Genomic DNA, 13,384 nt, shown 5'->3' with positions numbered 1-13,384 from the left:
TGCTCTTTTGTTACGTTATTTAATGTTATTTTGTACAGCACATCCAATTCCGCGAAGAAAGCACGTTAAAAATTGACCCAAACCGTCAGTAGAGCGGAATCAGCTCCATCAGCTCGACGCCGTGCGGCTCGAGCGTGGCGGTATACGTGAGCTCCTGCCCGCCTTCCACCGTTCTCGCCTGCTTTCGGGGCAGGGCTTGCGCCTTCAGGTAAGCGACATCTTCTGCCGCAATCGTGTCCGGGGCTCCCATCTCGACCCAGCGGTCATAGCTGCTTCCATGCTTTCGGCCGAGCGAATAGGTGACCATGCGGTACCGGCCTTCCGGCAATCCTGTCAAATCGATCTCCAGTTCGATCGTCTTCACGTCTTTGAATGCGTTGTAGCGGTTTGTGTCGTCAATAAACGAAATGTCGCCGAGCGCATACAGATCGTCAAAATGGCAGTAATTGAACGAAAGGACCTGATAGCCTCCTCGTCCGGCGGTTACGACATACCGTTTGCCTTTTACTATGAAGCGATTTCCCAATTTCGCCAGCAGCTCATAGGCAGCCATGCCGGCCTTCGGGATTCCGTGCTGGGCGACCAGGCCCAGTCCCCCATGGAACAGCTTCGGCGACGCAGCTGTTTCCTCGATGTTATCGCTCAACACCCAGTAGCCGAAGCCGCCAATCGCATCCAAGTTATCCACGATATTTTTCACAATATACGCGGCTTTATACAACGTATCGTTCGTCAGCTCCCGGTGATAGGCCGTCGAATTCCATTCCGTCAAATACAGCTCGATATCGCCCGCTCCAAGCTCGCGCAAAATGGACCGCTCTTTCTCCAGTTTCTCCTTGAGCAGATCCGGGTTCGGCGAGACGCGGCCAAACTTCTCCTGAAGGTCCCGAAATGGGTTCCCCGGCGGAAGCGGCTCGGACTGGCCGGTGTTCTCCCGTTCTTGCAGCGTCTCATGCGGATAGTAATGGAGCGGAATAAAATCGGGCATGCACTGATGCTCGCGGCAAAACGAAAAGAACGTCTCGTTGAACGCCTTCGTATCCATCGTAATGATCGTTCCCGGAGCGCCGATCTGTAAAGCGGCCGAGCATTGTTTAACCGTCCGGTAAGTGTGTCTGTACAGCTCGCAGTAATCTTCCATGGATCCCGGCCAAAACATGGCGAGCTGCGGCTCGTTCCAAAATTCGAACCGCCAGCTGGCCACTTCCGCCTCCCCGTAACGGTTCAAGCAATGGCGAAGAAATCGCTCGACGAGCTCACACCATCTGCCCGGCGACTTGGGCCCGCTCACATAGCTTTCCCTGTAAAAAATCGTCTTGCTCTTGTCCGCCGCAAGCGCGGATGGCATGAAACCGAGCTCCACGAACGGCTTCAGGCCGATAGACAGCAGGAAGTCAAACAGCTGCTCGACGAACCTGAAGTTGTAAACGGCCTCCCCTGTCTCTTCCTCCTGATACACCATCATCGCATCGTCGAAAATGCCATGAAACCGCAAATACCGGAACGGACACGTCTGCTGCAAGGCGCGCAGCTGCTGCTGCACGTCCGCATGCAGCCCTTCTTTCGCTTTGCCGATCGTGATCAGGTTTTTCCACGTATGACGGAGTAGCCTCATCTCCCCTCCGTCTAGACGTACCTGAGCATGCTCCCGTTCCACTACAGCAACATCGTCCGTCTCCGCCGACGCCGACCGGCCGCGCTGCAAAAATTGGTTGACGATGCCGAGCGCCTTCGCCTGATTGAACGCCAAATAATTCGCGGAAGCCGCTTCCCGCTTCGTCTCGGCGTCCGGGTGGTAACGCTTGCGATACTCGTTCGGCGTCATATGATATTTGATCTTAAAGGCAGCATAGAACGATTTCGCGTTCGGAAATCCGTGCTCTACAGCGATGTCCGCGATCGCGGCTTGCTCGTGCTGCAAGAGCGCTTCGACCGCATTTTTCAACCGGATGCTGGTGAGATAAGACTGGAAATTAAGCCCAAAATTGTCGCTGAAAAACTTGGACAAATAAGGCACCGACAAATATTCGCGTTCGGCAATTTCCTGCAGCGTGACCGGCCTCCGGTAGTTTTCCTCCAAAAAGCCGATAATCCGCAGCATGCGCTCCATGTACTTCTCGTTCACCGCTTCGCCTCTTGCCGAAATTTGAAACTGCTTCAGCAGCAAGAAAAAAACCGCGAGCATGCGAATCTGCATATCGAGCTCGTAATATTCGCTCTTCTTATATGTCAGCTGGATCATTTCGGCCAGCAGCTGGCGGATGCGGTCCAGCGCCTGCTTCTTTTCTTTGCCGGCAGTGCGCGAGTCGAGGCCGAAGTTTACCGCTTCGCTGCCTCTGTGGCTCGCCTTCAAATAAGCGGTCGGAACGAGATAGGTCGCAATAATATTCATATCCAAACCGATAACCTCATGGATATGGCATGAATTGATGAGCAGGACGTCCCCTTCCGACATGGTATGCCGGGTATTGTTTACGGTCACTTCCAACGTTCCGCGCAGGGCAAAAATGATTTCCACGCTGTTGTGCCAGTGGCTTGGAACGTAATTCACCCTGTGGAGGGAAACATCGAACGGCAACCGCTCGCCGGTCTCCACAAATTCGTATATGGAATGCTTCAAACGTATGCCCCCCTTGCAAGACCGTCCGGCCAAAAGTACATGAGGAGCCCGCGGCTGCTTATAGCCATTAGTTTAGCATGAATGCGGATTAATATTGCAACTATTGTCCACATAAAAAAACAACCCCGGGTCTTCGCCGACCCGAGGTTGCTCTGTCATGCAGCGTGGCAACCGAATATCGTTTACGGAAGCACGTTGCCCGCAGCGCGATAAATCTCATACCATTCTTGGCGCGTCAGATGCACATCGCTCGCTTTGCAGCAATCTTTGAGCCGGCCGATATTCATGGTGCCGGTGACCGGCTGCATCCGTGCGGGATGGCGCAACAGCCAGGCGATGGCGATCGTCGTATTGCTCACTTCGTATTTTGCCGCGATTTCGTCGATCTTTTCATTCAGCTCCGGGAACTTGTCGTTGCCGAGGAATACCCCTTCGAAGAAGCCGTATTGGAACGGCGACCAAGGCTGGACCGTAATCTCGTTCAGCCTGCAGTAATCGAGCACGCTGCCGTCCCGGTCTACGGCGGATTCATTTTCCATATTGACGTTGATGCCGTTCGAGATCATGGTGGCGTTCGTAATGCTCAGCTGCAGCTGGTTAGCCACGAGCGGCTGCTTTACGAACTTTTTCAGCAGCTCGATCTGCAGCGGCTTCTGATTGGAAACGCCGAAATGCCGCACTTTTCCTGAGCTCTCCAAAATGTCGAAAGCCTCGGCGACCTCTTCCGGTTCTACCAGCGCATCCGGACGGTGCAGGAGCAGAACGTCCAAGTAGTCGGTTTTCAGCCGCTTCAGAATGCCGTCAACCGACGACAGGATATGTTCTTTGGAAAAATCGAACATCCCCTTCCGAATGCCGCACTTCGATTGCAGGATCATTTTCTCGCGCATGTCGTCGTTCATATGTATGGCATCCGCGAATATTTCTTCGCAGGCGCCGCCGCCGTAAATGTCCGCATGGTCGAAGAAATTGGCTCCTTCTTCCAGCGCCGTCCGGACAAAGCGCTCCGCCTCGGATTTGTCCAGCGAGTTGATTCGCATGCAGCCGACCGCGATAACCGGAACTTCCAATGTGCTCGTTCCAAGCTTGATCGTTCTCATACCAGTGTTCATCCTCCCACATTTTTTTCGTGCCGAAACCATGAAACGTACAGCACTTATCATTGTCCCATAAAAGGGCGGATGTTTTCAATCATTATGCAATCTTTTGCCGCTCTATTCTTTCGCCTCGATTCGGGCGAGTTCCTTGCGTACGATCGGCGCGACCCTCGTGCCGAGCAGCTCGATGGCGCGCATGACGTCGCGGTGCGGCATCGTGCCTACATTGACGTGCAGGAAGAAGCGGGTTACCCCTAAATTTTTGCGCAGCAGAACGATTTTCTCCGCCACATATTCGGGATCGCCGACGTAAAGAGCTCCGTGTAGGCTGCGCGCATCGTCGTACGTCGCCCGGGTGTAAGACCCCCAGCCCCGCTCACGCCCGATGGCGTTCATTTGAGCTTGAGTGGAAGGGAAGAACATATCGGCCGCCTGCTCGGTGGTGTCCGCTACGAAGCCGTGCGAGTGCGTCGCAATCGGCAGTTTGTCGGGATCGTGTCCGGCCTGCGCGGCGGCTCTTTTGTAAAGGTTGACTAATGGCGCAAATCTTTCCGGCATCCCGCCAATGATGGCAAAAACGATCGGAAGGCCGAGCATGCCCGCCCGAACGGCCGACTCCGGACTCCCGCCGCTGGCAATCCATACGGGCAACGGATTTTGCACGGACCTGGGATAAACGCCCAGGTTGTCGATGGCGGGACGGTGTCCGCCGCGCCAAGTTACCTTTTCCGACGCGCGGATCGCAAGCAGCAGCTCCAGCTTTTCTTCGAACAGCTCGTCATAATCGTCCAGGCTATATCCGAAAAGCGGGAACGATTCAATGAACGAACCTCGGCCCGCCATGATTTCCGCCCTGCCGTTAGAAATGCCGTCGAGCGTCGAGAACGCCTGATAGACGCGCACCGGGTCGTCGGAGGATAGCACGGTAACGGCGCTCGTCAGCCTGATCCGCTTCGTCATCCCTGCCGCCGCGGCCAGTACGACGGCAGGCGCGCTGCCCGCGTAATCGGGCCGATGATGCTCCCCGACTCCGTACACATCCAGGCCGGCTTGATCGGCCAGCACAATTTCCTCGATCGCATCGCGCAGCCGCTCGGCTTGGCTGATGACCTGTCCGGTAACCGGGTCCGGTGTCGTTTCCAAAAAAGTACTGATTCCAATTTCCATATTAGGTGCCGGATCGGCCATGCTGACTTTCGCCTCCTTTTCTTTCTTCTAGTTTACTCAATTCGCGCGCTCTTTCTCAAATTTTGGCCAAAAAAAAAGCCGCGGCATTCGCGGATCGTGGCAACTACTGGCTTGGCTCAAAACAACGAAAAAATCGAACCGATTTTCCCAAACAAAAACAGATAGATCGGAATAGCGATCAAAATCACAAAGCCTAGACTCACATGTTGCTTCCATTTTCCTTTTCGATCCATATTAGCCTAACCCCCCTTTAACTTATAGTAGATTCCATTTCTGAAAGAGTACTGAAAATGAGCTTAATTTTCAATTAAAATTTTCATGGCAACAACAGTTCTTGTCCATTTCATGAAATTTTATCGAAAAATCCGTTAACGAATGCCGGCAAATGTGATAAAATAGTGACAACATCAACATACATCCGAGGGGTGCACTTCCATGAAAATGATAACGCTTCAGCGCAAAGCCGCAACCGAAGGCGGCCGCCTATTCTCCGTTATGAACGCCATCGCTTGGCTCGTGCTGGGAATCGGCCTTCTGCTCTGCCTCATCAATATTAGCGAATTTACCGACCAAAACCTCGGACTGATGATCGGCATCGGCTGCTTAATCGCCAGCGTACAAATTTACGTCGTCGGCACCGTCGTCCATCTGCTGCAAAATAACGCCAAGCAGCAATAGCCCGACAAACAATCGCATAGTCCGCTCTCAGAGCCCTGTTCCGATCGGAACAGGGCTTTTTGGCGTTCCGGCAGCAAAATAAGAATTTTTCTTGACAGCTTCTTGTCGAAGAAAAGGCGATTATTTGACGGTATTGTTAACCTGTGAAAAAAAGTACAACTTTTCTGCTATGGTAAGAGTAAATCAAATTCCCGCTCTGTTAGGAAGGTGCGTAAAGCGTGAACCTGAAACCTGCTCGCAAATTTTTGAAAGCTGCCTGCGCGGCCTTCGCCTTATGCTTGGCGGTTTTTGCCTTGTCGGGCTGCAGCGGCAAATTCGTGGTGCTTGATCCGCAAGGTCCTGTGGCCGCGACGCAGCAGCGCCTTATTGTGCTGTCGGCCGTGTTATGCGCGATTGTCATTATTCCCGTCTTAGCTATTCTGGTGTTCATCGTCTGGCGTTACCGCGACAAACCGGGCAACAAAGCCCCTTACACCCCGGACTGGCATGACAGCAAGCTGCTGGAGACGATTTGGTGGGGCATTCCGATTATTATCATCGGCATCCTCGGCACCTACACGGCCCGCGATACGTTCGCCCTGGCAAAGCCGCCGGTCAGCGATACGACGCCGATTACGGTCCAGGTAACTTCGCTCGACTGGAAATGGCTGTTCACGTATCCGGACCAACATATCGCCACCGTCAATTACGTGCAAATTCCGGCCGGCGTGCCGGTTCGGTTCCAGCTCACGTCGGACGCGCCGATGAACTCGTTCTGGGTGCCCCAGCTCGGCGGCCAGGAATATACGATGCCGGGCATGGCGATGCAGCTGTGGCTGCAAGCCGACAAGCCGGGCGTCTACTACGGAACCGGGGCGAATTTCAGCGGCAAAGATTTCGCGCACATGCGCTTCGATGTCGAAGCGAAGCCGCAGGCGGAGTTCAATCAATGGGTGTCAAGCGTCAAGCAAACCGCTCCCGCACTGACGAAAAGCGGCTACGAACAGCTCGTCCAGCCGGGCACTTCCGAGAAGACGCTGTACTCCTCGTACCCGGACGGCTTGTTCGACGATATCGTGAACAAGAACGGCGGCATGTATATGCACCACAGTTCGGCTCCCGGTGAGCCAGGTGAATCAAGCGGCACAAGCGCAACAGGCGCAACGGGAACGTCGGGCATGACGGATATGCCGGGCATGAATCATCATTAAGAGAGGGGATCCGCTACCGATGCTGACGAAACTGAAAGATTTTGCGTCCACGTTCTTCGTAACCGGCGATCCGCTCATCTACGGCGCCGACGTCGCGATCGTCCTGACGACGATTGCGATCGTGTTCGTGCTTACTTATTTCAAAAAATGGACGTGGCTCTGGAAAGAATGGCTGACGTCCGTCGATCATAAGAAGATCGGCATTATGTACCTGATCGCTTCGCTGCTCATGCTGTTCCGCGGCGGTGTCGACGCGCTGCTGATGCGAACGCAGCTGGCCTTGCCGAACATTCAATTTTTGCAGGCCGACCATTACAACGAAATTTTTACGACGCACGGCACGATTATGATTTTGTTCATGGCGATGCCGATGATGTTCGCTCTGTTCAACATCGTTGTCCCGCTCCAGCTCGGAGCGCGCGATGTCGCCTACCCGTTCCTGAACGCGCTCAGCTTCTGGCTGTTTTTCTTCGGGGCGATGCTGTTCAACTTGTCGTTCGTGATCGGCGGCTCGCCGGACGCAGGCTGGCTTAGCTACCCGCCCTTGTCGGAAATGTCGCACAGCCCGGGAGTCGGCGAAAACTTCTATATTTGGGGCATTCAAATTTCCGGTATCGGGAGCCTTGCGACAGGCATCAACTTCCTTGTCACCATCCTCAAAATGAGGGCGCCGGGCATGAAGCTGATGAACATGCCGCTGTTTTCCTGGTCCGTTCTGTCCACCAGCGTGATGATCATTTTCGCCTTTCCGATTTTGACGATTACGCTCGCGCTGCTGTTCGTCGACCGCTTCCTTGGCGCTCATTTCTTTACGATGACGGCCGGCGGCAACCCGATGATGTATGTCAATCTGATCTGGATGTGGGGCCACCCCGAAGTCTATATCGTCGTCATTCCCGCATTCGGCATTTATTCCGAGATTGTCAGCACGTTCTCGAAGAAGAAAATTTTCGGCTACAAGTCCATGGTGTTCTCGATGATGATCATCAGCGTCCTCTCCTTCTTCACTTGGGTGCACCATTTCTTTACGATGGGCGCAGGCGCTGACGTCAATACGTTTTTCGCCATTTCGACGATGGCCATCGGCATTCCGACCGGCGTCAAAATTTTCAACTGGCTGTTCACGATGTTCCGCGGCCGCATTCAGCTGAAACAGCCGATGCTGTGGACGCTGGCGTTCATTCCCTGCTTTGTCGTCGGCGGCGCGACCGGCGTCATGCTGGCCGTAGCCCCCGCGGATTATCAGTACCACAACAGCTACTTCCTGATCGCCCACTTCCATCAAGTGCTGATCGGGGGCGTCGTGTTCGGCTATTTGGCCGGCATCTACTACTGGTGGCCGAAAATGTTCGGCTTCAAGCTCGACGAGAAGCTCGGCAAATGGGCGTTCTGGACGTGGAACATCGGCTTCTACGTATGCTTCATGCCGCAATACGCGCTCGGCTTCATGGGCATGACGCGCCGCGTATACACGTACGGCTGGGATATGGGATGGGCTCCGCTCAATCTCGTTTCCAGCATAGGGGCATTCCTGATGGGGATCGGCTTTATTTTCCAGGTGTGGCAAATCAGCTACAGCATCAAGTACGGCGAGCGCGATACGACGGGCGATCCGTGGAACGCGCGCACGCTGGAATGGTCGATCCCGTCCCCTGCGCCAATGTATAACTTCGCCACCGTTCCGCACGTTAGCGAGCAGGACGCCTGGTGGGCGGAGAAACAAGCGCGCGAAGCCGGCAAACGTGCTGCGGCGGCGCCTGCGCTGGAGCCGATTCATATGCCGAAGAACTCCGGTATCCCAATTATTATGGCCGCCTTCTGGTTCGTCGCCGGCTTCGGCTTCGTATTCAGCTGGATATGGATGGCCGTTGCCGGTCTCTTAGGCGTAGCGGCCTGTCTCTTGGCGCGTTCGTTCCAATATGATACCGACTATTACATTCCCGTCGATGAAATCAAACGTACGGAAGCATCGTTTGGAAGGGGGATTTAACCGTGGCGCACACCGCTGTTCACCAAGCTTCCCGCGGGCAAACAGCCGCTCACGCTCATGCGGCCGAGCATCATGACCAGGAAGGCTTAAAAATACTCGGCTTCTGGATTTTTCTCGTCACCGACTGCCTGCTGTTCGGTACGCTGTTCGCCGCCTATGTCGTGCTCCGCACCCACACGGACGGCGGCCCTAACGGCAAAGAGCTGTTTGAAGTGCCAGGCTTCGTCGCCGAGACGTTCATCCTTCTGACGAGCAGCTTTACGAGCGGCCTCGCCGCGCTGGCGATGAACCAGGGCAAACGAAACCAGTTGCTCGGCTGGCTGGCCGTGACGGCGCTGCTCGGGGCATGCTTTGTCGGCTTCGAAGTGAGCGAATTCGCGAAAATGGCCGGAGAAGGAGCTACCATATCCCGCAGCGCCTTCCTGTCGGCGTTCTTCACGCTCGTCGGCACGCACGGCTTGCACGTCTCGCTCGGCCTCGTCTGGATGACCGCTATCATGCTGCAGCTGAGAAGGCGCGGCATTACCGCCGTGACGCGGCGCAAAGTGTTCGTCATCAGCTTGTACTGGCACTTCCTGGACGCCGTCTGGATTTTCCTGTTTACCGTCGTGTATTTGATGGGGGTGATGTAAATGGAGCACGAAACGACGCAAACGCACGCTCACGGCTCGGTGAAATCGTACGTCACCGGGTTCGCGCTGTCGATCGTTTTGACCATTATCCCGATTGTGCTGGTGCTGAGCCATGCGCTTGCCGGCAAACCGCTCATCGTAACGATCGTCTTGCTGGCCGTTTTGCAGTTTTTGATTCAGCTGTTCTTCTTCATGCACGTTCGCGAAGGCGAACAGCCGCGTTACAACGTTATGGCTCTCATACTCGGCTGCGTCATCGTGTTTACGATCGTGGCCGGCTCGATGTGGATCATGTCGTTCAACGCCGCCGTGCAATAGCCAAAAGGCAAAAACAAACTCCCGTGCCGCTTCCGCAGCATCGGGAGTTTGTTTTTTCGCAGACATGCCGCCAGGGCTACTATTTTTTGCCCAGCTTGGCGTACGCCTCCTCGTACTCCTTGATCATCTGGTCGCCGCCGCCTTTGCGCCACTGCTCGACCGCTTTGTTCCACCCGCCTTCGTCGATTTCGCCCATAATGAACTTCGTCGTCGCGTCCCCCACAATTTTGGACAGCTCGCTCCCCCGCTCGATATTCGTTTTGGAGATGAGCGCCTGAACAGGATTCGAGATCGCGGACGGGAAGTTTTCCTCCTGCATGCGCAGCGCCTTTTCCAATATGGGCGAGTTGGTTCCTTTCATCGCCTTCGACCCGTCGTCGAATCGCATGAACTCGTACGAGGCGACGTCCGTATTGTACTTTTGCGCGTCGGTCCGGACAGGCTTGCCGTTCTCAAGCTTGTAGTGAACGCCTTCAAATCCCCATACGAACAAATTCTGCATGTCCGGATCGGCCAGTTTGTCCATATAATTCAAAATTTGCTTCAGCTGCTCTTCCGTCTTGATGCTCGTCTTCGGGAACATGAACTGCGGCGGGAATACGCCGCGGGTAATGACCCGCACGCCTTTTGGCCCCTCGATGCGGCTGATGACGTCCAGCTTCGCTTGCGGGAACGCTTTGTACAAATCGACGTAGCGGGACTCGACCTCTTCCAGCGCCGCGAACAGCATGCCGGACTTCCCTTTGTTGATCATCTCGAAATCGTTTTTCTGCACGGCAAAATCGCGGTTCATCACATTTTGGTCATAGAAGCTTTTGTACAGCTTCATCGCGTCCATATACTCTTTCGTCATGAAGGCAGGCGTCAGCTTGCCGTCTTTCAGCTCGTATTTGTTCGGTCCCCCGAACCAGGCGACGAACAAGTCGAGGCCGATCGGACCGGAAGCGCCGAAGGCAATCGTGTCCTGCTTGCCGTTTTTGTCGGGGTCGTTAAAAGTAAACGCCTTCATCACTTGAATCAGTTCATCCAGCGTCTTCGGCTCCTTCAGCCCCAAGTTGTCCAGCCAATCTTTGCGGTAGACGATGCCGTTGCGCGCTTGCGGAATATGTTTGTAAATGCCGTAAATTTTCCCGTCGAACGAGCTTTCCTCGAGCAGCCGCGGATTGATTTTACTCAAGTTCGGGTAGTCCTTCAAATAAGGCCCGATTTCCCAAAACATGCCCGATTGGATGGCGTTGACGAGCCCGGCGTTTTTGTTCCCGTCGGCGAGCACGTAGACGATTTGCGGCAAGTCCTGAGAAGCGATGCTTGCGTTCAATTTGTCCGTATAGGCCGAGCCCGGCGTCCAAATGATGTCCAGCTTCGTATTCGTGTGCTGTTCGATTTTTTTCAGCGTTTCGCCCCCTTGCTTCGGCGGCTCCGCATTCCAGTACGGGATCATCATCTTGATGGCGACGGGTTGCTTCGCCGCTTGCGCCCCCGTATTGTTCGCTCCGTCCGTCTTTCCTTGCGCTTGCTTCGTTTCCGTACCGGCTGCATTGCAACCGGCGATTACCGTGCTCGTCAGCGCGATGGCGCTTATGGCAGCCGCCATGCGTCTTCTTGCGAAGCTCCGTCCATTCATGTTTCCATACCGCCCTTTCTAAATAGTTGTGGTTATCCTTTGACCGAACCGAGCAGAACTCCTTTGGCAAAATGTTTTTGCAGCAGCGGATACACGAGCAAAATGGGAACGGTCGCCACTACGATCGAGGCCATTTTCACCGTCTGCGCAGGAGGCACGAAATTTGCGTCGATTGCGCCTGAATCGCCGATGCCGCCTTCGGACAAAATGACGATTTGCCTGAGCAGCACCTGGATCGGCCACTTCGTATGATCGTTAATATAAAGCAGCGCGTTAAAAAACGTGTTCCAATGCCCCACGGCGTAAAACAGGGAAAAGGTTGCAATCGCCGGCATGGAAAGCGGTATCACAATCCGGATCAAAATGCCCAGATCGTTGCAGCCGTCGATTTTGGCCGATTCCTCCAGGCCGTCCGGCAGCTGCTGGAAAAAGTTTTTAAGCACGATCAGGTTGAAAGGGCTGATCGCCCCCGGCAGGATTAAAGCCCAGTACGTGTTCAGCAGCCCGAGAGACTTGACGACCAGATAGGTCGGAATCATGCCGCCGTTGAATAGCATGGTGAACACGATCAGCCTCATGATGACCGTTCGGCCCCGCAAATAATGGCGCGCAAGCGGATAAGCCATCAGCACGGTCATGACCAAATTGACGAAAGTGCCGGCAGCGGTGACGAAAACCGTAACCGCTAAGCTGCGCAGCATCGTTTCCGTGGAAAAAATATACCTGTACGCGTCCAGCGAAAATCGTGTCGGAAACAATACGAAGCTTTTTTGAAGCAGCACCTCCGATGCCGTGAACGAGGCGCTGATCACGTATAAGAATGGCAGAAACGTCAGCAAGGCGAACGCGGCCAGCGCGCCGTATATGCCCATATCGATCGCCCGGTTCGCCCAAAACTTGCCCCCGCTCATCCGGTTCACCCCCATTTCCGGAAAAATCTTTGTCCGATGAGCGCCCATCAATAGACGCCTTCCTCGCCGAATTTTTTGGCTATCCGGTTGGCACCGATCACGAGCAAGAAGCCGACTGCCGATTTGAACAGCCCGATTGCGGCGCTGTAGCTGAACTGTCCTTGCGTAATGCCGCTCGTGTATACGTACGTGTCGAACACTTCGCCTACGTTCCGATTCAAAGCGTTCAGCATTAAATAAATTTGCTCGAATCCGCTATCCAGAAACGTGCCCAGCCGCAAAATGAGCAAAATGACGATCACGCCTCGTATCGACGGCAGTGTTATGTGCCACAGCTGGCGCAGCTGCCCGCTCCGTCGATGCGGGAAGCTTCGTACAATTGCGGATCGACCCCGGCGAGCGCAGCGAGAAAAATGATCGTCCCCCAGCCGGTTTCTTTCCAGATGACCTCTGCCGTAACCATCGTGCGGAACCAGTCCGCGCTTTCCAGCACGTTGATCGCATGCCCTGAATGCCCTTTCATCCATTCGGTGACGATGCCGCCTTCCGAAGTAAAGAAAATGTAGGCGATGCCTACGACGACGACCCAGGAAACGAAGTGCGGAACGTAAATCATCGTCTGTACGAGACGTTTGTACGTTTCGATCCGGACCTCGTTCAGCAGAAGCGCGATCAGGATCGGCATCGGGAAAAAAAACACGATGTTGTAGACGGCCAGAATGAACGTGTTTTTGAAGAGCATCCAGAACACAGGATTCGTAAAAAAACGTTCGAAATGTTTGAAACCGACCCACTCGCTCCCGGTGAAGCCGAGAAACGGCTGATAATCTTTGAAACCGATCAGCACGCCCCACATCGGCACATATTTGAAGACGAGAAAAAAAATGAGTCCGGGCACAAGCATAACATACAGCCATCGGTCACGAACGAGCGCTTTGGCCAGCTTGCCTTTTCCGGTTGGCGCCGCGTTCGAGTTCAAGTCTGCTTTCCGCACGGTCGGCGAAAACAAGCGAAGTCCCCCCTTTTTCCGTTTGATATAGCGTTTGGAAGCGTACGTTTCCGCATGCATCGATCTTCGCACCGGCACCCGGGTACCGTCCATAATCCGTAGGGACCTTTCCGCCCGTTTCCCCAGC

10 protein-coding genes and 1 pseudogene are annotated in these 13,384 nt (G+C 54.6%); 5 read left to right on the top strand and 6 right to left on the bottom strand.

Going from position 1 to position 13,384, the window contains the following annotated elements; translation table 11 throughout:
• Positions 1-85: 85 nt before the first annotated feature.
• From SD70_RS07310 to SD70_RS07300, 3 genes are all read right to left on the bottom strand, one after another.
• Positions 86-2,620 (bottom strand): GH39 family glycosyl hydrolase, encoded by a 2,535-nt coding sequence (locus tag SD70_RS07310; RefSeq protein WP_041046953.1) that lies wholly within the window; start codon positions 2,618-2,620, stop codon positions 86-88.
• Positions 2,621-2,802: 182 nt separating this feature from the next.
• Positions 2,803-3,720 carry an aldo/keto reductase gene (locus SD70_RS07305; RefSeq protein WP_041046952.1) on the bottom strand — a complete coding sequence of 306 codons (918 nt, stop codon included), beginning with the start codon at positions 3,718-3,720 and terminating at the stop codon, positions 2,803-2,805.
• Between the two features lie 114 nt (positions 3,721-3,834).
• A complete protein-coding gene (locus SD70_RS07300) occupies positions 3,835-4,884 on the bottom strand; it encodes an LLM class flavin-dependent oxidoreductase (protein WP_041046993.1) in 1,050 nt (349 codons plus the stop codon).
• 456 nt (positions 4,885-5,340) lie between these two features.
• Between SD70_RS07300 and SD70_RS07295 the strand changes: the two genes are divergently transcribed.
• From SD70_RS07295 to cyoD, 5 genes are all read left to right on the top strand, one after another.
• On the top strand, positions 5,341-5,583 hold the full coding sequence (locus SD70_RS07295; RefSeq protein ID WP_041046951.1) for a hypothetical protein: 243 nt from the start codon (positions 5,341-5,343) through the stop codon (positions 5,581-5,583).
• Positions 5,584-5,801: 218 nt separating this feature from the next.
• Entirely contained in the window at positions 5,802-6,773 is a 972-nt protein-coding gene (locus SD70_RS07290) for a ubiquinol oxidase subunit II (RefSeq protein ID WP_052487139.1), read from the top strand.
• 19 nt (positions 6,774-6,792) lie between these two features.
• On the top strand, positions 6,793-8,763 hold the full coding sequence (gene qoxB / locus SD70_RS07285; protein ID WP_041046950.1) for a cytochrome aa3 quinol oxidase subunit I: 1,971 nt from the start codon (positions 6,793-6,795) through the stop codon (positions 8,761-8,763).
• Positions 8,764-8,765: 2 nt separating this feature from the next.
• The gene (gene cyoC / locus SD70_RS07280) at positions 8,766-9,395 is read left to right on the top strand and encodes a cytochrome o ubiquinol oxidase subunit III (protein ID WP_041046949.1); all 630 of its coding nucleotides are present in this window, start codon (positions 8,766-8,768) and stop codon (positions 9,393-9,395) included.
• Complete coding sequence (gene cyoD / locus SD70_RS07275) at positions 9,396-9,713, top strand: cytochrome o ubiquinol oxidase subunit IV (RefSeq protein WP_041046948.1); 318 nt, start codon at positions 9,396-9,398, stop codon at positions 9,711-9,713. It abuts the gene before it with no gap.
• Positions 9,714-9,792: 79 nt separating this feature from the next.
• Here the strand turns inward: cyoD and SD70_RS07270 are convergent, their stop codons facing one another.
• The 3 genes and pseudogenes from SD70_RS07270 to SD70_RS07260 all read right to left on the bottom strand — a co-directional run bounded on the left by SD70_RS07270 (position 9,793) and on the right by SD70_RS07260 (position 13,317).
• Positions 9,793-11,337 carry an extracellular solute-binding protein gene (locus SD70_RS07270; RefSeq protein WP_041046947.1) on the bottom strand — a complete coding sequence of 515 codons (1,545 nt, stop codon included), beginning with the start codon at positions 11,335-11,337 and terminating at the stop codon, positions 9,793-9,795.
• Positions 11,338-11,369: 32 nt separating this feature from the next.
• Positions 11,370-12,248: a carbohydrate ABC transporter permease gene (locus tag SD70_RS07265; protein WP_041046991.1), complete on the bottom strand. Its 879-nt coding sequence runs from the start codon at positions 12,246-12,248 to the stop codon at positions 11,370-11,372.
• Positions 12,249-12,295: 47 nt separating this feature from the next.
• A pseudogene (locus SD70_RS07260) lies at positions 12,296-13,317 on the bottom strand (ABC transporter permease).
• Positions 13,318-13,384 lie beyond the last annotated feature (67 nt).

Source organism: Gordoniibacillus kamchatkensis (assembly GCF_000829455.1).
Lineage (GTDB): Bacteria > Bacillota > Bacilli > Paenibacillales > NBRC-103111 > Gordoniibacillus > Gordoniibacillus kamchatkensis.
This window is presented reverse-complemented; position numbering and strand designations above follow the sequence as displayed.